Genomic DNA, 18,447 nt, shown 5'->3' with positions numbered 1-18,447 from the left:
ACTTTGTGCTTACCTGATTACATAGGAGTAACCCGGTGAGCGCAAGCAAGCGCGAGGAATTGAGATGAAACCCAACGTCTATGCAGCCGAATGCCCGACGCGACAAATCCTCGATCGCGTCGGCGACAAATGGGCCGTGCTGATCCTGTTGCTGCTGCGCGAGGAGGCGATGCGCTTCAATCAGTTGCGTCGCACGATTGAAGGCATTTCGCAGAAGATGTTGAGCCAAGTTCTCAAGTCGCTCGAACGCGACGGCCTGCTCAAGCGCCGCGCCATCGCGACCGTGCCGGTGACGGTTGAATATTCGATCACGCAGCTCGGCGTGACGCTCGCAGCCGCGGTCGATCCGTTGCGCGATTGGGCCGAGGAGAATCTGAAAGACGTGCTCGCCGCCCAGCGCCGCTACGACGCGCAACAGAAGGAGGAAGCGGCGTAAGGCCATTCCCAAGCACTTAAGATCGCGGGTGGTGGTTCAGCCCTGCCCGGCCTTCGCCAGCTCGACCTCGACGCGCAGCTCGATCTCAGACAGCACGGAATCCAGGCCGGGATCGCCGGAGGACGATTTCAGGTTCGCCGCCGCATCGCGCAGCCGCATCACGGTCGATGCGTCGAGATTACCGGAGAGCAGTCCCATCTTCAGATCATCGAGCACATCGAGCGCGGTCTTGCCGCGTGCGACCGAGCGCTTGCGGCGTTCGACCGGATCTTCCTCGATGCCTTGCAGCGCGAGCAATCCGTCGATGTTGGCGGTGGCTTTCGGTGCGGCAGCGCTCCGCGTCTCCTGCGTCGACGAGGTGTCCGGCAGCACGAAGGTGCCGGAGCTCGTTCGCCTGGCCTGGCTGGCCGGCGTTCCAAGCGTGGTGCCATTCGGTCCGTAGATGCGCATCGGAGCAATCCGGGTGATCGATGCGCCACATTCGCCGCTTTATGGTTAACGCGGCGTAAACGGCCCGGCAAAAACTGCCGGGAGGCGGCAGTTTCGCTCCTCAAGGCGAACGCCGGTTAGCGCCGATCGAAAGAGATTTATTCAACCTATTCAATCGCCTACCCCCGCCGCCCCACGTTGGCACAGCCCTCGCAAGGAAAGCGTCGGACCAGCTCGTCATGGGAGTGTCGCAGACGGTCCGAGATGTGAGGAGCCTCGGGGAGCAGAGGATGCCAGGCGTTCGTTGGGTGAGGATTCTTAGCGGGGCTTTTGGAGTGGCCTGTGCCGCGCTGTCAGCGCTGGCGCTCTCGGTCGCGCCCGCAAGCGCGACCTCGCGCATCAAGGATCTCGCCAATATCGAAGGCGTGCGGCAGAACCAGCTCATCGGCTATGGCCTCGTCGTCGGTCTCAACGGCACCGGCGACACCCTCAACAACATCCCCTTCACCAAGCAGTCGCTGCAAGCGATGCTCGAGCGCATGGGCGTCAACATCCGCGGCGCCACCATCCGTACCGGCAACGTCGCCGCCGTGATGGTGACCGGCAATCTGCCGGCCTTCGCCACCCAAGGTACGCGCATGGACGTGACCGTCTCCGCTCTTGGCGATGCCAAGGATCTGCGCGGCGGCACCCTGCTCGTCACCCCCCTCCTCGGCGCCGACGGCAACGTCTATGCCGTGGCGCAGGGCTCGCTCGCGATCTCGGGCTTCCAGGCCGAGGGCGAAGCGGCGAAAATCGTGCGCGGCGTTCCGACCGTGGGCCGCATCGCCAACGGCGCCATCATCGAGCGCGAGATCGAGTTCGCGTTGAACCGCCTGCCGAACGTGCGGCTCGCCCTGCGCAATGCCGACTTCACCACCGCCAAGCGCATTGCGGCCGCCATCAACGACTATCTTGGCGTCAAGAGCGCCGAACCGATCGATCCTTCGACGGTACAGCTGACGATCCCGCCGGAGTTCAAGGGCAACGTCGTCGCGTTCCTGACCGAGATCGAGCAGCTTCAGGTCGATCCGGATCTCGCCGCCAAGATCATCATCGACGAACGTTCCGGCATCATCGTGATGGGCCGCGACGTCCGCGTCGCGACGGTTGCGGTCGCGCAGGGCAATCTCACGGTCACGATCTCCGAGAGCCCGCAGGTGAGCCAGCCCAACCCCCTGTCGCGGGGCCGCACCGTGGTCACACCGCGCTCCAGCGTCGGTGTCACCGAGGACGGCAAGAAATTCGCAGTCGTCAAGGACGGCGTCTCGCTCCAGCAGCTTGTCGACGGCCTCAACGGCCTCGGCATCGGCCCGCGCGATCTGATCAGCATCCTTCAGGCGATCAAGGCGGCGGGTGCGATCGAAGCCGACATCGAGGTGATGTGATGCAGACCGGGATGCTCAACACCGCGCGCGTCGTCTCCGCGGCCCTCTCCTCAAATCCTGCTTTCTCCGTGGAAAGCCGCAACGGCCGGCCCGACTTTGAGCTCGCCGCGGCACTTCAGAAGGTCTCGCCGCAGCAACAAGCCAAGGCGCAGAAGACCGCCACCGACTTCGAGGGCATGTTCCTCAACAGCATGTTCGCGCAGATGACCTCGGGCCTGAAGGGCGAAGGCCCGTTCGGCGATACGCCGGGCACCGGCGTGTGGCGCTCGATGCTGACCGAGCAATATTCCAAGAATTTCGCCAGCGCCGGCGGCGTCGGTGTCGCCCGCGACGTCTACCGTACCCTGATCATGCAGCAGGCCAAAACCACTCTCCGGACGGCATAAGGTCAAACGAGATGAACCACTTCAACGCGTCACGTCAGCCGATGCCTGCGCAACGCACGAACAACACGCCGGCCAGCGCCGAGGCGCGCAAGCTTGCCGAAGACCTGATGGACGCGATGAGCGCTCTGCTCGGCCTGATCGAGCGCGAGACCGAGCTGGTCCGCGCCGGCAAGGTCCGCGAGGCGATGACGCTCGAGAGCCAGAAGCAGGAGCTATCGCGGCGCTATGTCGCCGCCGTCAGCCAGTTGAAGGCAAACCAGGACAAGCTCGCGAAATCCGCACCCGAGCTGCTCTCGACGCTGCATCGCCATCACGACGCCTTTCGCGCCATGCTCCAGGTCAATCTCACCGTGCTCGCGACCGCGCATGCGGTCTCCGAAAGCGTCGTGCGCGGCGTCAATGCCGAGATCCAAAAGCGCAACGTGCCGAACACCTACACCGCGGCGGGACGCCGTGCGACTCCCGGCCCGCGCCACATTACCCCGCTCGCGGTCAGCCGTTCGCTCTGAGCGCTTAACGAATACTGCCTCCAATTTTACGAAAAACCGCGCGGCGAAAGCGTCGCGCGGTTAGGCACGTTTCCTTACCGGGTGTTCAATCCTGGTGTTCCATGGTTGCGTATTGAGAGGGGTTGGGATTTGACTCACGTAAGGCAACCAGGAGGCTGCCATGAGTACAGATTTCAGCATCAGGCCGGTGGGGATACCGGCCCCCGTACAGATCGTCACGACGTCGAATTCGGCGGCGAACGATGCGGTGCAAACCGATTTGCCGGTGAGCCAGACGGTCGCCGCCAGCGATACGGCTGCGCCCGTGCGCAACGATCTGCAGAGCAGCAACGAGAGCATCTCGCGCCAAGTCGTGTTCGACCAGGCGGCTGCATCCATGGTCTTCCAGGTCGTCAACGACAAGACCGACGCGGTCGTCAATCAGTTCCCGGACGAAGCGATGCTGCGCCGGCGAGCCTATTTCCACGCACTGGATTTGAAGTCGGAGCCCTCGCGGCCGCTCAACACGGACCTCAGCGCTTAAAGACGCCAGCCGATCAGCTGTCGAGCGTGGCTTGGGCGGTGTCGAGATAGCTCGAGCCGGTCGCGGGATCCGTGACGACGTTCTTGACCTGCGCCTTGCCGGTATCGGTCAACGTGAACTTCGTGTTGCCGAAGCGGAACGACGAATCCTTGATCAGCACCTGTTGGTACTGCGACGTCCCGCCGCTCTGATAGTGGATCTGCGCGCGGAAGCCGCTGACCTGCGAGATGTTGAGCGAGAACGTCTTGCCGTCGGCGTAGGTGCCGCTCCAGTTGCCCTGGTACAGCGACGAGTCCACCGCAACATATTTGGATGAGCCCGACGTGCTCGAGAGGACGTTGGACTTATAAGCGGTGGACAGGATGCTCATGATGTCGGACATCACGAGTCTCCGTCACGGCCGGCCGGACAGACCAGCGGCAATGTTGCGGTTGATCTCGATCAGCGGACGGAAGTGATCGAACTGCGGGCTCATCTGCAGCGCCGCCGTCTGGCTCAGCACGAACACGCTGATGTTGGCAATCTTCTGCCGGACGTCGATCGGCTGCGGGTTGTTTTCGCGCATCGCTTCGCTGAGGAAGATGGTCCAGAGCTTGCGATTGAACATCAGCGCCTGCGTGGTCTGCTCGCTGAATGGGTCAGCGTTGTTGACCGCGTCCTGGAGCTTGTTGGCGGCCTTCAGCAGAGTCTGCGCCTCGATGTCGCGAGGAGATGCGGTGGTCGTTGCAACACGCGCGTAGGCCGAGGCAGCAGAATTCGACATCAATCACACCTTGGAAGCTTCCTAGCCCGTTGAACGGACTTAAGGATTTCTTTCCCAACCCTATGCATCACCGCTTAAGATTTGCTTACGTGTGCGCTTGGAAGCACTCCGCATTATTACGGGTCGGAGTCTTCATGAGCGCGAGGCTAAATGCGCGGACGCAAGCTGTAAACTTGCACTGCATCATGCGCATCGATCTCAGCTAATCTTGTCTTAGCGAACTCCCTCAAAAGAACGGCGGAGCATTAGCCCCGCCACTCCGACTCAAGATTTGGTTCTGCGCTTTCCGAATTAGCGGAGCAGCTGCAACACGCTCTGCTGCGACTGGTTGGCCAGCGACAGCGCGGAGACCGCGATCGACTGGCGGGTCGACAGCGCCTGGCTGTTGGCCGCTTCCTCGTTGGTATCGGCAAGTGTCAGGTTGGACGAGCCCGTCTGCAGCACGTTGATCAGGTTCTTCGAGAAGTCCTGGCGCACCTGCACGATCGAGAGGTTCGAACCGAGCGAAGAGCCTTCCGAGCGCAGCGTGCTCGAAGCAGCGTTCAGGCTCTGGAGGACCTTGTTGGTCGCGCCATTGTCGATGAAGTCCGTGCCGGGCACGAGATTGCTGAGCCCGAGACCCGCCGCATTGAACACCACACCGTTGATGCCGAGCGTGGAGCTGCCGGTCTCGTTGAAGACCAGCTTCAGCGTGTCGCCGTTCAGCAGATTGACGCCGTTGAACGAGGAGTCCTGCGAGGTCGTGTCGATCTGCGCCAGGATGTTGTTGAACTGGCTGACCAGGCTCGAACGCGCGGTCTGCGCGACGGGATCCTGAACCGGCGGCTGCGCGGTGGTGAAGGCGAGCACGCTGGTGAGCGTGCCGCCGACCGCGCCGCCTGCAGTGGACGAGCCGAGCGTCGAGGACGCGTATTCGTTGACGGTGGTGACCGTCAGCACGCCGTTGGCATCGATCGTCGCGGTCAGGTGGTTGGCCTGAAGCTGGACGTTGAGCTGGTCGAGGGTCTTGACCGTACCGTTGGTACCGTCGCCGAAGGTGACGTTGACCGGCGTGCCGCCGTTGAAGGAGGTGAAGGTCAGGGTCTTGCCGCTGACGCCGCCGACGCCCGAGGTGCGCGCCGCGCTGAACGCCGTCGCCGTTCCGGTGTTGCCGCTGAGACCGAATGCGCTGAGCGCGTTGCCGGTGCCGGTGATCGAGAGGTCGGCGTTGATGCCGGTCGAGATCGAGAGCTGGCCGCTCGAATTCACCGACGACGGGATCTGGCCCGACGTGGTGGAGAGCGTGGCGGCGCCGTTGAAGAGGCTGGCGGTCTTGACGCCGGTGGCCAGGTCGATCGAATTGAGCAGGTCGGTCAGGTTCGCGCTCTGCAGGTAGACCGTCGAGTTGCCGTTGCCGTCGGTGACGACGTTGCCGCTGACACCATAGCCGGTGGCTACGCTGGATGCCGACTGCGGGGTCTGCGCGTTCTTGAAGGTGATGGTATGGCCGTCGACGTTCAGGGTCGAGCCATCCTGGACGAGGGTGCCCAGCGAGCCGGCGGTCGTCGACCGGTTCGCGGTGACACTGGCATTGCCCGCGCCGGTCGCGTTGGTCAAGCCGAGCTTGTTGAGGAAGTCGGCCTTGCCCGTCACGCTCAGATCGGCGCCGGTCGAGCTCTTCAGCGTGATTGCGCCGCCTGCACCGATGGAAGATGGCGTCTGGACCGTACCGACTGTCGCGCCGCTGGTCGCGATCGTGGCAGCACCGGCGCTGATCGTCGCAGTCTTGACGCCGCTGGCAAGGTCGATCGCGCTGAGCACGTCGTTGACGGTTGCCTTTGGCGCAGCCGCCGTTCCTTCATAAACGATCGAGTTGCCGTTGCCGTCGGTGGCAATGCTTCCGCTGGCATTGAGGCCCCAACCGGTCGGCTGTGTCGTCGGAGCGGGACCGGTACGGAAGGTGATGGTCTTGCCGTTCACGGTTATGGTGTCCCCATCCGCGGGCGGCGCGCTGAACGTGCTGGACGTGGTGGTGCCGAGCAGCGTGGCCGTGCCGCTGAGCGCGGTGCTGCCGTCGGCAGCAGTCGTGGTGCCACCGACCAGCGTACCGGCGGTCGAACCCAGCGAGGCGCCAAGCGCCGCCGCCGCCGTCACCGGTGTGACACCGCCGGCCGCGCCGGTATAGAGCACGTTGCTGTTGGCGGTCGCGCTCGCATAAGAGGTCGTGCCGCGCAGATCCGCCGGTGTCGCACCTGGGATCGTGGTCGAGACGTTGGACTTGGTGGAGTAGCCGACCGTGGTCTGGAGCGCCTGGTTGGCAATCGATTTCGCGGAGTCGATCAGCTTCTGGAGCGAGGTGATGCCGGTATTGGCCGCCTGCAGCACCTGCACACCGTTGTTGATGCCGTCCAGGAGGTTGCTGATGTCGCTCGCCCGGTTGTCCAGCCCCTGCGCCGTGAAGAAGTTGGTGGGATTGTCGAGCGCCGTGTTGACCTTCTTGCCGGTCGACAGCCTCTCCTGCGTCGTGGCCAGCAAGTCGGCCGTCGACTGCAGCGACAACAGGTTCTGGCGAACGGACGCCGAGAGAACGATGTTGGACATTGGCGAGTCTTCCTCTTGAACCGGATACGAATCGGCCGCGCGGGTCTGGAAGCGGGCTTTGGTCCAGTTTTAGGGGCTGTCCTTTAAAGTATGGTTAACGCCGGTTTAAGGGATACGGTTAATGGCTGGTGTACGCCCTTCCCTGCCTCCGAACGCAAAAAAGAGCGGCGGGGCAAAAGCCCCGCCACCCGGTTTTATTGAGGTATTTCAGTGTATTATTAGCGGAGCAGCTGGAGCACGCTCTGCTGCGAGGTGTTGGCCAGTGACAGCGCGGAGACCGCGATCGACTGGCGGGTCGACAGCGCCTGGCTGTTGGCCGCCTCGACGTTGGTGTCGGCCAAGGTCAGGTTCGACGAGCCGGTCTGCAGCACGTTGATCAGGTTCTTGTTGAAGTCCTGGCGGATCTGCACGACCGAGAGGTTCGAACCGAGGCTCGAAGCCTCCGAGCGCAGCGTGCTCGACGCGGCGTTCAGGTTGGTCAGCACCTTGTTGGACGCGGCGTTGTCGATGAAGTCGACACCGACGGTCAGCGCGGCAAGGCCCAGACCCTTGGAGTTGTAGGTCACGCCGGTGATGTTCAGGCTCGACTTGCCGGTCTCGTCGAACACCAGCTTGAGCTGATCGCCGTTCAGCAGGTTGACGCCGTTGAACGAGGAGTCCTGCGAGGTCGTGTCGATCTGGTTCAGGATGTTGTTGTACTGAGACACCAGGTTGGCACGGGCCGTCTGCGCAACAGCATCCTGGACGGGAGTGGAAGCCGTCGAGAACGTCAGCGCCGTGGTGAGCGTGCCGCCGATCGCACCGCCCGCAGCGGTCGAGCCGATCGTCGAGGACGCGTAGTCGTTGGAGGCGGTGATGGTCAGCAAGCCGTTGGCATCGATCGTCGCCGCCAGGTTGTTGGCCTGAAGCTGCGTGTTGAGCTGATCGAGCGTCTTGACCGTACCGTTGGTGCCGTCGCCGAAGGTGACGTTGACCGCCGTGCCGCCGTTGAAGGAGGTGAAGGTCAAGGTCTTGCCGGCAATGCCGCCGATGCCGGAGGTGCGCGCCGCAGTGAAGGCGGTCGCGTTGCCGGTGTTGCCGGCCAGGCCGAGCGCGGACAAGGCATTGCCCGTGCCGGTGATCGACAGGTCGGCGTTGATGCCGGTGGACAGCTTGAGCTGGCCGGAGGTGTTGATCGTCGACGGAGCCTGGCCGACCGCGGTCGCGAGCGTGCCACCGCCACTGCCGTTCAGCGTGAAGGTCTGCACGCCCGTCGCGAAGTCGATCGCCTTCAGCACGTCGGCGACCGTACCGGCCTGCAGATAGACCGTCGAGTTGCCGTTGCCGTCGGTGAGGACGTTACCGGTGGCACCGAAGCCGCTCGGAACCGCCGGCGCATTGGTCGAGCCCGGGATCGGCGCGTTCTTGAACGTGATCACGTGACCGTCGACGTTGAGGGACGAGCCGTCCTGGATCAGCGAACCCAGCGAGCCGGACGTCGTTGTGCGCGTCACCGTGAAGACCGCATTGCCGCCACCCGTCGCACTGGTGAGACCCAGCGACTTCAGGAAGTCGGCCTTGCCGGTGATGCTGAGGTCAGCACCCGTCGAGCTCTTGATCGTCGCGACACCGGCAGCGATGGACGACGGGGTCGCGGTGCCGGAAGCCACGCCGATAGTGGCAACGCCGGTGCTGCTGATCGAGGCGGTCTGCACGCCGCTGGCGAGGTCGATCGCACTCAAGAGGTCGTTGACGGTTGCGACCGGCGCACCCGTGGTGCCGAGATAGACGGTCGAGTTGCCGTTGCCGTCGGTGAGGATGCTGCTGTCGCCGGCCGAGTTGACACCCGAGCCGGTCGGGATCGAGGTGCCGGTCGGCGCGCTGCCGGCACGGAACGTGATGGTGTGGCCGTTGACGGTGAGCACATCGCCGTCCGCCGGCGAGGAGCCGATCACGGTCGCAGCACCGCCGGTGCCGATCAGGGTCGCCGTACCCGACAGGTTGGTCGAGCCGTCGGCGGCCTTCACCGCCGCAGCAGCCGTGAAGCTGCCCTGCGCGGCGCTGCCCAGCGTGGAGCCGGAGGTGGCAGCGGTCGTACCGCCCGCCGCACCCGTGTAGAGCACGTTGCTGGCTGCGGTGGCGCTGGCATAGGAGGTCGTGCCGCGCAAATCAGCCGCCGTCGCACCGGAGATCGTGGTGGAGACGTTGGACTTGGTGGAGTAACCGACGGTGGTCTGCAGCGCCTGGTTGGCGATCGACTTCGCGCTGTCGATCAGCTTCTGCAGCGAGGTCAGGCCGGTGTTGGCAGCCTGCAGCACCTGCACGCCGTTGGCGATGCCATCGAGGAGGTTGTTGATGTCGCTGGCGCGGTTGTCGAGCGACTGGGCGGTGAAGAAGTTGGTCGGATTGTCCAGGGCCGAGTTGACGCTCTTGCCGGTCGACAGACGGTTCTGTGTGGTGGCGAGAAGATCGGCGGTGGACTGGAGAGAGAGGAGGTTCTGACGAACCGACGCAGAGAGAACAATACCGGACATGACTCTTACCCTTCTGGCTTACGCGTCTTCGTTCGATCGCTTCTGGATCGAGTGACGGCCACAGGGTGCGCGGACATGGCTAACAAAGGGTGAAACGAACGTCACTCTCATAAGCGCCGGTTCACCATAAAGCATTGCGGCGCGCTAGACGGTGTCGCAATCAGTCTGAAATCATTGGCGATTCCGCGCGCTTACGCTCCATTAACCATAACCGCTGGTTACTTTTTCGATCGCTCTCCGCCTCCTCGAATACCGATTGGCGAACAAAACAAAGCGGCGGGGCCGAAGCCCCGCCGCCAGATCTTGCTTGCGATGTCTGCCGCTTGTTAGCGGAGCAGCTGGAGCACGCTCTGCTGCGACTGGTTGGCCAGCGACAGCGCGGAGACCGCGATCGACTGGCGGGTCGACAGCGCCTGGCTGTTGGCCGCCTCGACGTTGGTGTCGGCCAAGGTCAGGTTCGACGAGCCGGTCTGCAGCACGTTGATCAGGTTCTTGTTGAAGTCCTGACGCACCTGCACGATCGTCAGGTTCGAACCCAGAGCCGAAGCTTCCGAGCGCAGCGTGCTCGACGCCGCGTTCAGGTTGGTCAGCACCTTGTTGGTCGCGGAGTTGTCGATGAAGTCGACACCGCTGGTCAACGAGGCAAGGCCCAGACCCTTGGAATTGTAGGTCACGCCGGTGATGCTGAGGCTCGACTTGCCGGTCTCGTCGAACACCAGCTTGAGCTGGTCGCCGTTCAGCAGGTTGACGCCGTTGAACGAGGAGTCCTGCGCAGTCGAGTCGATCTGCTGGAGGATGTTGTTGTACTGGTTGACCAGGTTGGCGCGGGCCGTCTGGGCAACCGTGTCCTGGACGGGGCTGGAAGCCGTCGAGAACGTCAGTGCCGTGGTGAGCGTGCCGCCGATCGAACCACCTGCGCTGCTCGAACCGATGGTCGAGGACGCATAGTCGTTCGTCGTCGAGACCGTCAGCAGGCCGTTGGCGTCGATCGTCGCCGTCAGGTTGTTGGCCTGGAGCGAGCTATTGAGCTGATCGAGCGTCTTGACCGTGCCGTTGGTGCCGTCGCCGAAGGTGACGTTGACCGCCGTGCCGCCGTTGAAGGAGGAGAAGGTCAAGGTCTTGCCGCTGATGCCGCCGACGCCGGAGGTGCGGGCCGCGGTGAACGCGGTCGCGCTGCCGGTGTTGCCGGCCAGGCCGAGCGCGGACAGGGCGTTGCCCGTGCCGGTGACCGACAGGTCGGCGTTGACGCCGGTGGACAGCTTGAGCTGGCCGGAGGCGTTGATCGACGAGGCGATCTGGCCCGAGGCGGTCGCGAGCGTACCACCGCCGCTGCCGTTCAGCGTGAAGGTCTGCACGCCCGTCGCGAAGTCAATCGCCTTCAGCACGTCGGCGACCGAGCCGGCCTGCAGATAGACCGTCGAGTTGCCGTTGCCGTCGGTGAGGACGTTGCCGCTGGCACCGAAGCCGCTCGGGACCGCCGGCGCATTGGTCGAGCCCGGGATCGGCGCGTTCTTGAACGTGATCACGTGACCGTCGACGTTGAGGGTCGAACCGTCCTGGACCAGCGAACCCAGCGAGCCGGACGTCGTCGTGCGCGTCACCGTGAAGACGGCGTTGCCGCTGCCCGTCGCACTGGAGAGGCCCAGCGACTTCAGGAAGTCGGCCTTGCCGGTGATGCTGAGGTCAGCACCCGTCGAGCTCTTGATCGTCGCGACACCGGCAGCGATGGACGACGCGGTCGCGGTGCCGGAAGCTACGCCGATAGTGGCAACACCGGTGCTGCTGATCGAGGCGGTCTGCACCCCGCTGGCGAGGTCGATCGCACTCAAGAGGTCGTTGACGGTTGCGACCGGAGCACCCGTGGTGCCGAGATAGACGGTCGAGTTGCCGTTGCCGTCGGTGAGGATGCTGCTGTCGCCGGCCGAGTTGACACCCGAGCCGGTCGGGATCGAGGTGCCGGTCGGCGCGCTGCCGGCACGGAACGTGATGGTGTGGCCGTTGACGGTGAGCACATCGCCGTCCGCCGGCGAGGAGCCGATCACGGTCGCAGCACCGCCGGTGCCGATCAGGGTCGCCGTACCCGACAGGTTGGTCGAGCCGTCGGCGGCCTTCACCGCCGCAGCAGCCGTGAAGCTGCCCTGCGCGGCGCTGCCCAGCGTGGAGCTCGAGGTCGCAGCGGTCGTACCGCCGGCCGCACCGCTGTACAGCACGTTGCTGAGCGCGGTCGCGCTGGCAAAGGACGTGGTGCCGCGCAAGTCAGCCGCCGTCGCACCTGAGATCGTGGTGGAGACGTTGGACTTGGTGGAGTAACCGACGGTGGTCTGCAGCGCCTGGTTGGCGATCGACTTCGCGCTGTCGATCAGCTTCTGGAGCGAGGTGATGCCGGTGTTGGCAGCCTGCAGCACCTGCACGCCGTTGGCGATGCCATCGAGCAGGTTGTTGATGTCGCTGGCGCGGTTGTCGAGCGACTGGGCGGTGAAGAAGTTGGTCGGATTGTCCAGGGCCGAGTTGACGCTCTTGCCGGTCGACAAGCGGCTCTGTGTGGTGGCGAGAAGATCAGCGGTGGACTGGAGAGACAACAGGTTCTGACGAACCGAAGACGAAAGAACGATACCGGACATTGAGTGTTACCCTTCTGGTACGCAACGCAACAAACTTCGATTAGGATTAATCGATGCCGGGACGGTGAACGTAGACGGCTAACAAAGCATGAAGCGTGTCGCGCGGGTCCTTGCGCGGATTCACCATGTGAGCGATCGCCGCGGGATCGAGCCCATTTGTATCGTCATGATCGGATGATGCTTTTTGGTACAGCGGCAAGGCGTTTGCCACTTGTCAACCATAACTCACAGTGGGCAATTCGAAGCATTTGAAAGCCATCTTCCCCATCAGGGCGAGTGGCACTCCGATGCCGACGCAAAAAGAAAGCGGCGGGGCCGAAGCCCCGCCGCCAGATCTTGCTTGCGATGTCTGCCGCTTGTTAGCGGAGCAGCTGGAGCACGCTCTGCTGCGACTGGTTGGCCAGCGACAGCGCGGAGACCGCGATCGACTGGCGGGTCGACAGCGCCTGGCTGTTGGCCGCCTCGACGTTGGTGTCGGCCAAGGTCAGGTTCGACGAGCCGGTCTGCAGCACGTTGATCAGGTTCTTGTTGAAGTCCTGACGCACCTGCACGACCGAGAGGTTCGAACCGAGGGTCGAAGCTTCCGAGCGCAGCGTGCTCGACGCGGCGTTCAGGTTGGACAGCACCTTGTTGGTCGCGGAGTTGTCGATGAAGTCGACACCGCTGGTCAACGAGGCAAGGCCCAGACCCTTGGAGTTGTAGGTCACGCCGGTGATGTTCAGGCTCGACTTGCCGGTCTCGTCGAACGTCAGCTTGAGCTGGTCGCCGTTCAGCAGGTTGACGCCGTTGAACGAGGAGTCCTGCGAGGTCGAGTCGATCTGGCTCAGGATGTTGTTGTACTGAGACACCAGGTTGGCGCGGGCCGTCTGGGCAACCGTGTCCTGGACGGGGCTGGAAGCCGTCGAGAACGTCAGCGCCGTTGTGAGCGTGCCGCCGATCGAACCACCTGCGCTGCTCGAACCGATGGTCGAGGACGCATAGTCGTTCGTCGTCGAGACCGTCAGCAGGCCGTTGGCGTCGATCGTCGCCGTCAGGTTGTTGGCCTGGAGCGAGCTATTGAGCTGATCGAGCGTCTTGACCGTACCGTTGGTGCCGTCGCCGAAGGTGACGTTGACCGCCGTGCCGCCGTTGAAGGAGGAGAAGGTCAAGGTCTTGCCGCTGATGCCGCCGACGCCGGAGGTGCGGGCCGCGGTGAACGCGGTCGCGCTGCCGGTGTTGCCGGCCAGGCCGAGCGCGGACAGGGCGTTGCCCGTGCCGGTGACCGACAGGTCGGCGTTGACGCCGGTGGACAGCTTGAGCTGGCCGGAGGCGTTGATCGACGAGGCGATCTGGCCCGAGGCGGTCGCGAGCGTACCACCGCCGCTGCCGTTCAGCGTGAAGGTCTGCACGCCCGTCGCGAAGTCAATCGCCTTCAGCACGTCGGCGACCGAGCCGGCCTGCAGATAGACCGTCGAGTTGCCGTTGCCGTCGGTGAGGACGTTGCCGCTGGCACCGAAGCCGCTCGGGACCGCCGGCGCATTGGTCGAGCCCGGGATCGGCGCGTTCTTGAACGTGATCACGTGACCGTCGACGTTGAGGGTCGAACCGTCCTGGACCAGCGAACCCAGCGAGCCGGACGTCGTCGTGCGCGTCACCGTGAAGACGGCGTTGCCGCTGCCCGTCGCACTGGAGAGGCCCAGCGACTTCAGGAAGTCGGCCTTGCCGGTGATGCTGAGGTCAGCACCCGTCGAGCTCTTGATCGTCGCGACACCGGCAGCGATGGACGACGCGGTCGCGGTGCCGGAAGCTACGCCGATAGTGGCAACACCGGTGCTGCTGATCGAGGCGGTCTGCACCCCGCTGGCGAGGTCGATCGCACTCAAGAGGTCGTTGACGGTTGCGACCGGAGCACCCGTGGTGCCGAGATAGACGGTCGAGTTGCCGTTGCCGTCGGTGAGGATGCTGCTGTCGCCGGCCGAGTTGACACCCGAGCCGGTCGGGATCGAGGTGCCGGTCGGCGCGCTGCCGGCACGGAACGTGATGGTGTGGCCGTTGACGGTGAGCACATCGCCGTCCGCCGGCGAGGAGCCGATCACGGTCGCAGCACCGCCGGTGCCGATCAGGGTCGCCGTACCCGACAGGTTGGTCGAGCCGTCGGCGGCCTTCACCGCCGCAGCAGCCGTGAAGCTGCCCTGCGCAGCGCTGCCCAGCGTGGAGCTCGAGGTCGCAGCGGTCGTACCGCCGGCCGCACCGCTGTACAGCACGTTGCTGAGCGCGGTCGCGCTGGCAAAGGACGTGGTGCCGCGCAAGTCAGCCGCCGTCGCACCTGAGATCGTGGTGGAGACGTTGGACTTGGTGGAGTAACCGACGGTGGTCTGCAGCGCCTGGTTGGCGATCGACTTGGCGCTGTCGACGAGCTTCTGCAGCGAGGTGATGCCAGTGTTGGCAGCCTGCAGCACCTGAACGCCGTTGCCGATGTTGTCGAGCAGGTTGTTGATGTCGCTGGCGCGGTTGTCGAGCGACTGGGCGGTGAAGAAGTTGGTCGGATTGTCCAGGGCCGAGTTGACGCTCTTGCCGGTCGACAGACGGTTCTGCGTGGTGGCGAGAAGATCAGCGGTGGACTGGAGGGAGAGGAGGTTCTGACGAACCGACGCGGAGAGAACGATACCGGACATTGGGTGTTACCTTTCTGGTAAACGACGCTACTGTTACGCGTCCTGGGATCTTGATTGACCCAGCGACCGGCGGACCGTGGCTCCGAGAATCTAACGAAGCATGAAATGAAACCGGCGCTTTCGCTGAGTCGCAGCGTGATTCGGCTCAGCGACGCAGCGGCGGCGATGCCCCGCGGGGCAACTTCGAGATTGAAAAGATTGAGTTTTTCTCTGGCGGGGGCCTGGATTTAGAACTCGTTAACTAATGTTGAGGGAGTATTGCGCCCTGATCCGCCACAACTCACGCTCGGTTACGAAAGCGTTGATGGAGAACAGGCAAAATGGCCCTCAAGGTCGAGCTCAGGCCGCACGAACGCATCATTGTCGGGAACTGCGTCATCACCAACACCGACCAGCGCGCCCGTCTTCTGATCGACGGCGACAACGTGCCGATCCTGCGTGAGCGCGACATCCTCACGCCCGAGACCGCCGATACGCCGGCCAAGCTCGTCTATCTGGCCGTCCAGCTGATGTACATCTCGCCGGATCCGCAGAGCCAGCACGGCACCTATTTCAACCTGGTGCGCGACATCATCACTGCCGTGCCCAGCGCCTGGCCGATCATCGAAAGCATCAACAACAACATCATGAGCGGCGATCTCTACCGGGCCCTGAAGGACGCCCGCAAGCTGATTGCCTACGAGGACAAGCTGCGTGAGCAGTTCGAGTCCACTCATCCCAAGAATGATGCCAAGACTGAGCCGGGCAAGACCGACGTCAGCACCGCGGCCTGATCGAAGCGCTTTCGCCTGAACGACGACGGCCCCGGATCATCTCCGGGGCCGTCGTTGTTTCAGCCGATGACGATCACTGCGTCGCGAGCGGCGGCGCCTCGACCTCGATCACTCCGCCGGTTCGCTTCGCACCGAACTTGATCACCGCCGACACCAGCGCGTCGATGTCCGTCTCCGCGGTGCGATGATTGACAATCGCGGCGCGGATCGCGAACTTGCCATCCAGCGTCGTACCCGACGGCGCGGCGATGCCGGACTCCTGGACATCGGCGACAACTTCCCGATTCACCGCATCGCCAGCGCGATAGCGGAAGCAGACGATGTTGAGATTGACCGGCGCGAGCAGCTCGAGCCGCGGCTCGGCGAGCACGCGCGTCTCCAGGTATTTTGCCAGCGCGCAGCTCCGCGCGATAACCGCCCCCAGCCGATCGGTGCCGAATGTCTTCAGCGTGAACCACGTCTTCAGCGCGCGGAAACCGCGCGACAGATCCGGACCGAGATCGCATGGCCATACGGCGCCGGCTGCAAGCCCCCTCGCCTCGCGGCTCAGATAGGCCGCCGGCTGCGCAAAGGCCTGCCGATGACGTTCGCCGTCGCGCACCAGCAGGAACCCGGCGTCATAAGGTACCTGCCCCCACTTGTGAAAGTCGAGCGCGATCGAATCCGCAAGCTCAATGCCGTCGAGCAGCGGCGCAAGCTCGGGCGAGAGGATCGCGAGCGCGCCGAAGGCGCCGTCAACGTGAAACCAGATCCCCTCCTCGCGGCACAAATCGGCGATTGCCTTGAGATGATCGATTGCACCAATGTCGACGGTACCGGCAGACGCTGTGACGAGGAACGGCCTGAAGCCGACCTCGCGATCGATCGCAATCTGCGCTCGCAGCGCGGCGACGTCGATGCGATGATCGGAATCGACATCGATCTTGCGCAGCGCATCGGTGCCGAACCCGGCGATGTCCATCGCGCGGGAGATGCAGCCGTGCGCGGCTTTCGACGCGTAGGCCGTAAGCAGCGTGCCGTCGTTGCCGATGCCGTGTTGACGCGCCAACGCGCCGAGCGCGCTCGTACGCGCCACCAGCACCGCCATCAGATTGGCCATCGACGTGCCGGTGACGAAGATGCCGCTTGCGCCCTGTGGAAAGCCGAACAGGCCGCGCATCCACTCGACGATCTGGCGCTCGACCTCGATCGGCATGTGATCACGTCCGCCGAGATTGGCATTGAGACCCGCCGCAAGCATCTCTGCGATCATGCCGACCGCTGTGCCACCGCCATGCACCCAGCCCATGAAGCCGGGATGAACATTGCCGGTCGCGTAAGGCGCAATATGCTCGGAAAATTCACGATAGACCTCGGCGAGATCGGCTGCCTCGCGCGGCACGCCGGTTCGAACCGCCGCGCGAACCTCATCGGGGATCGGCTGCCACACCGGACGCCCGCGAACATTAGCGATGCCGTCGATCGCCTCGTCCAGCATGCGATGGGCAAGCGTACGAAACTCGCTCCAGTCCTGCGGATCGAGCGATCCGTTCGTGGCGGAGGTCTGCGTATTACGGACGATCTCATTCATGCTGCACTCCCCACGCCCGCCTGTCGGCCGTCTTGTCAGTCGTCTTGGCATGCCGTGATAGCATCGCGGTGAACGCGGCAAAGATCTTGCGCATCTGCGGCGGCTTGTATGGAAACACGACCGGCGAATCCATGTTGTGCACGACTGCGGTGTTGTCCGCCTCGAACACCAGAAGATCGCCATTCTGGTTCTCGGCGCAATCGACGATGAAATAATCGAGACCGACGCGCCGGCTCATTTCGTCGAGCGCGTGTCTATGGCGCGCGGCAAAGGCACGATCGAAGTCCTGCATGAAAACAGCTTCTTCAGCGCGCTTCTCTTCGCTGAACGCCATGTAGGCGTTGAGATACCAGATGTCCCAGCGATCGGCGATCGCCATGTGGCAGGCATACGGCTTGCCGTCGACCATGGTGAGCCGGAACTTGCGATAGAGTCCGTCCGGGCTCGCGTAGTCGACGAAACGCGCGACGAAAAAATCCTGCTCCTGGCGTTCGGCGAGATAGGCCGCGAGCGCGGGAGCATCGTCGAGTTTAGCAAGTCCGACACCGGCATGCGTACCGCGTGGCCGCGCGATCATCGGAAAATGCAGTTCGCCCGTGATCTCGGCGCAGGCAATCCGTCCTTCCGCGAGAGCCGACAATTGCGCGCGCGTCGCGTGAGCGGTCACGGGAATGTCGAGGCCGGGGATACCGGCCAACAATCGGAACAATTTGTCGCGATCGAGATTGCCGATCAGCTCGGGGCGATTGAGAAGCCGCCGCGGCCAGCGCGGCGCGGCCTTTTCGATCAACGCGAGCGCTTCGCGGCATTCCTCGGAATCGGATGCGACCACGATGGCAACGTCGTGCTCGGGCAGCGTTTCCGGCAGACCTTTGTCCTTGGTCACATAGAGTGTCAGGAGCTCGATGTCGGAGCCCTCGAGCAGGAATTCGATCGGCGTGTTGCCGCCCATGTCGATGTCGGCCGCAAGTGCAAGCACGCGCAAGCCAGGCTTTGGTCCTGCGGCGGGTGTGCGAAACAGTTGATGGAAGGAGAGCACTTCGGACTGAATCACGAGCCCGGCTTCCTTCTCGCCCATCAGCTGGGCAATCAACGACAGATCCAGCCCCTCGCCCGCTTGCGCCGTTCCATCCGCAATCCGCGCCAGCAGCTGATCGCGCAACGGATGCAGATCGACGCCTTCGAACGCCTGGCGCGTCAACTGCGCAAAGCCGATACGGTCGGCATAATTCGGCGCGGCAAGCGGATGCAACATCTCACACC

The 18,447-nt window shown here is 63.9% G+C and carries 16 protein-coding genes; 6 read left to right on the top strand and 10 right to left on the bottom strand.

Features of this window, described 5'->3' with window-relative positions; genetic code table 11:
* The first annotated feature begins 64 nt into the window (after window positions 1-64).
* Window positions 65-436, top strand: coding sequence for a winged helix-turn-helix transcriptional regulator (locus ACWAT4_RS14820; RefSeq protein ID WP_212302932.1), 372 nt, complete (start codon window positions 65-67; stop codon window positions 434-436).
* 36 nt (window positions 437-472) lie between these two features.
* Here ACWAT4_RS14820 and ACWAT4_RS14815 read toward each other — a convergent pair whose 3' ends face one another.
* Window positions 473-886, bottom strand: a complete 414-nt coding sequence (locus ACWAT4_RS14815) for a flagellar assembly protein FliX (RefSeq protein ID WP_212302930.1) — start codon at window positions 884-886, stop codon at window positions 473-475.
* Between the two features lie 269 nt (window positions 887-1,155).
* Between ACWAT4_RS14815 and ACWAT4_RS14810 the strand changes: the two genes are divergently transcribed.
* The 4 genes from ACWAT4_RS14810 (at window position 1,156) to ACWAT4_RS14795 (ending at window position 3,710) form a co-directional block, all read left to right on the top strand.
* On the top strand, window positions 1,156-2,292 hold the full coding sequence (locus ACWAT4_RS14810; RefSeq protein WP_212302928.1) for a flagellar basal body P-ring protein FlgI: 1,137 nt from the start codon (window positions 1,156-1,158) through the stop codon (window positions 2,290-2,292).
* Window positions 2,292-2,678 (top strand): flagellar assembly peptidoglycan hydrolase FlgJ, encoded by a 387-nt coding sequence (flgJ, locus tag ACWAT4_RS14805; protein ID WP_212302926.1) that lies wholly within the window; start codon window positions 2,292-2,294, stop codon window positions 2,676-2,678. The genes ACWAT4_RS14810 and flgJ overlap by 1 nt, the downstream gene beginning before the upstream one ends.
* Window positions 2,679-2,689: 11 nt before the next feature.
* The gene (locus ACWAT4_RS14800; protein ID WP_212302924.1) at window positions 2,690-3,187 is read left to right on the top strand and encodes a hypothetical protein; all 498 of its coding nucleotides are present in this window, start codon (window positions 2,690-2,692) and stop codon (window positions 3,185-3,187) included.
* A 160-nt stretch (window positions 3,188-3,347) separates the two neighbouring features.
* Window positions 3,348-3,710, top strand: coding sequence for a hypothetical protein (locus tag ACWAT4_RS14795; RefSeq protein WP_212302922.1), 363 nt, complete (start codon window positions 3,348-3,350; stop codon window positions 3,708-3,710).
* 13 nt (window positions 3,711-3,723) lie between these two features.
* On the opposite strand, the gene ACWAT4_RS14790 is transcribed toward ACWAT4_RS14795, so the two are convergent.
* The 7 genes from ACWAT4_RS14790 to ACWAT4_RS14760 all read right to left on the bottom strand — a co-directional run bounded on the left by ACWAT4_RS14790 (window position 3,724) and on the right by ACWAT4_RS14760 (window position 14,841).
* Window positions 3,724-4,092, bottom strand: a complete 369-nt coding sequence (locus ACWAT4_RS14790) for a hypothetical protein (protein WP_212302920.1) — start codon at window positions 4,090-4,092, stop codon at window positions 3,724-3,726.
* Between the two features lie 12 nt (window positions 4,093-4,104).
* A complete protein-coding gene (gene flaF, locus ACWAT4_RS14785; RefSeq protein WP_212302918.1) occupies window positions 4,105-4,473 on the bottom strand; it encodes a flagellar biosynthesis regulator FlaF in 369 nt (122 codons plus the stop codon).
* Window positions 4,474-4,764: 291 nt separating this feature from the next.
* Window positions 4,765-7,053 carry a DUF1522 domain-containing protein gene (locus ACWAT4_RS14780; protein WP_212425330.1) on the bottom strand — a complete coding sequence of 763 codons (2,289 nt, stop codon included), beginning with the start codon at window positions 7,051-7,053 and terminating at the stop codon, window positions 4,765-4,767.
* Window positions 7,054-7,271: 218 nt separating this feature from the next.
* A complete protein-coding gene (locus ACWAT4_RS14775) occupies window positions 7,272-9,566 on the bottom strand; it encodes a DUF1522 domain-containing protein (RefSeq protein ID WP_449730845.1) in 2,295 nt (764 codons plus the stop codon).
* 326 nt (window positions 9,567-9,892) lie between these two features.
* A complete protein-coding gene (locus ACWAT4_RS14770) occupies window positions 9,893-12,187 on the bottom strand; it encodes a DUF1522 domain-containing protein (RefSeq protein ID WP_449730844.1) in 2,295 nt (764 codons plus the stop codon).
* A gap of 46 nt (window positions 12,188-12,233) precedes the next feature.
* A complete protein-coding gene (locus ACWAT4_RS14765) occupies window positions 12,234-12,398 on the bottom strand; it encodes a hypothetical protein (RefSeq protein ID WP_449730843.1) in 165 nt (54 codons plus the stop codon).
* A gap of 148 nt (window positions 12,399-12,546) precedes the next feature.
* Window positions 12,547-14,841 carry a DUF1522 domain-containing protein gene (locus ACWAT4_RS14760; RefSeq protein ID WP_449730842.1) on the bottom strand — a complete coding sequence of 765 codons (2,295 nt, stop codon included), beginning with the start codon at window positions 14,839-14,841 and terminating at the stop codon, window positions 12,547-12,549.
* A 320-nt stretch (window positions 14,842-15,161) separates the two neighbouring features.
* Between ACWAT4_RS14760 and flbT the strand changes: the two genes are divergently transcribed.
* Window positions 15,162-15,614 carry a flagellar biosynthesis repressor FlbT gene (gene flbT / locus ACWAT4_RS14755; RefSeq protein WP_212301136.1) on the top strand — a complete coding sequence of 151 codons (453 nt, stop codon included), beginning with the start codon at window positions 15,162-15,164 and terminating at the stop codon, window positions 15,612-15,614.
* Window positions 15,615-15,687: 73 nt separating this feature from the next.
* On the opposite strand, the gene ACWAT4_RS14750 is transcribed toward flbT, so the two are convergent.
* Together ACWAT4_RS14750 and ACWAT4_RS14745 are read right to left on the bottom strand one after the other, a co-directional pair.
* Window positions 15,688-17,184, bottom strand: coding sequence for a pyridoxal phosphate-dependent decarboxylase family protein (locus ACWAT4_RS14750; protein WP_212446548.1), 1,497 nt, complete (start codon window positions 17,182-17,184; stop codon window positions 15,688-15,690).
* Window positions 17,177-18,439 (bottom strand): ATP-grasp domain-containing protein, encoded by a 1,263-nt coding sequence (locus tag ACWAT4_RS14745; RefSeq protein WP_212446549.1) that lies wholly within the window; start codon window positions 18,437-18,439, stop codon window positions 17,177-17,179. Before ACWAT4_RS14745 ends, ACWAT4_RS14750 begins: the two co-directional genes overlap by 8 nt.
* Window positions 18,440-18,447 lie beyond the last annotated feature (8 nt).

This window comes from Bradyrhizobium sp. T-1 (genome assembly GCF_053592855.1).
The sequence above is the reverse complement of the archived record's forward strand: the minus strand, read 5'-3'. Positions and strand labels throughout refer to the sequence as shown.

What these genes read in the sequence shown, in the direction of transcription:
- ACWAT4_RS14750 (WP_212446548.1), bottom strand. Translation starts at nt 17,184, where the DNA reads ATGAATGAGATCGTCCGTAATACGCAGACCTCCGCCACGAACGGATCG.
- flgJ (WP_212302926.1), top strand. Translation starts at nt 2,292, where the DNA reads ATGCAGACCGGGATGCTCAACACCGCGCGCGTCGTCTCCGCGGCCCTC.
- ACWAT4_RS14760 (WP_449730842.1), bottom strand. Translation starts at nt 14,841, where the DNA reads ATGTCCGGTATCGTTCTCTCCGCGTCGGTTCGTCAGAACCTCCTCTCC.
- ACWAT4_RS14775 (WP_449730845.1), bottom strand. Translation starts at nt 9,566, where the DNA reads ATGTCCGGTATTGTTCTCTCTGCGTCGGTTCGTCAGAACCTCCTCTCT.
- ACWAT4_RS14820 (WP_212302932.1), top strand. Translation starts at nt 65, where the DNA reads ATGAAACCCAACGTCTATGCAGCCGAATGCCCGACGCGACAAATCCTC.
- ACWAT4_RS14780 (WP_212425330.1), bottom strand. Translation starts at nt 7,053, where the DNA reads ATGTCCAACATCGTTCTCTCGGCGTCCGTTCGCCAGAACCTGTTGTCG.
- ACWAT4_RS14800 (WP_212302924.1), top strand. Translation starts at nt 2,690, where the DNA reads ATGAACCACTTCAACGCGTCACGTCAGCCGATGCCTGCGCAACGCACG.
- flaF (WP_212302918.1), bottom strand. Translation starts at nt 4,473, where the DNA reads ATGTCGAATTCTGCTGCCTCGGCCTACGCGCGTGTTGCAACGACCACC.
- ACWAT4_RS14790 (WP_212302920.1), bottom strand. Translation starts at nt 4,092, where the DNA reads ATGTCCGACATCATGAGCATCCTGTCCACCGCTTATAAGTCCAACGTC.
- ACWAT4_RS14810 (WP_212302928.1), top strand. Translation starts at nt 1,156, where the DNA reads ATGCCAGGCGTTCGTTGGGTGAGGATTCTTAGCGGGGCTTTTGGAGTG.
- ACWAT4_RS14815 (WP_212302930.1), bottom strand. Translation starts at nt 886, where the DNA reads ATGCGCATCTACGGACCGAATGGCACCACGCTTGGAACGCCGGCCAGC.
- flbT (WP_212301136.1), top strand. Translation starts at nt 15,162, where the DNA reads ATGGCCCTCAAGGTCGAGCTCAGGCCGCACGAACGCATCATTGTCGGG.
- ACWAT4_RS14795 (WP_212302922.1), top strand. Translation starts at nt 3,348, where the DNA reads ATGAGTACAGATTTCAGCATCAGGCCGGTGGGGATACCGGCCCCCGTA.
- ACWAT4_RS14770 (WP_449730844.1), bottom strand. Translation starts at nt 12,187, where the DNA reads ATGTCCGGTATCGTTCTTTCGTCTTCGGTTCGTCAGAACCTGTTGTCT.
- ACWAT4_RS14745 (WP_212446549.1), bottom strand. Translation starts at nt 18,439, where the DNA reads ATGTTGCATCCGCTTGCCGCGCCGAATTATGCCGACCGTATCGGCTTT.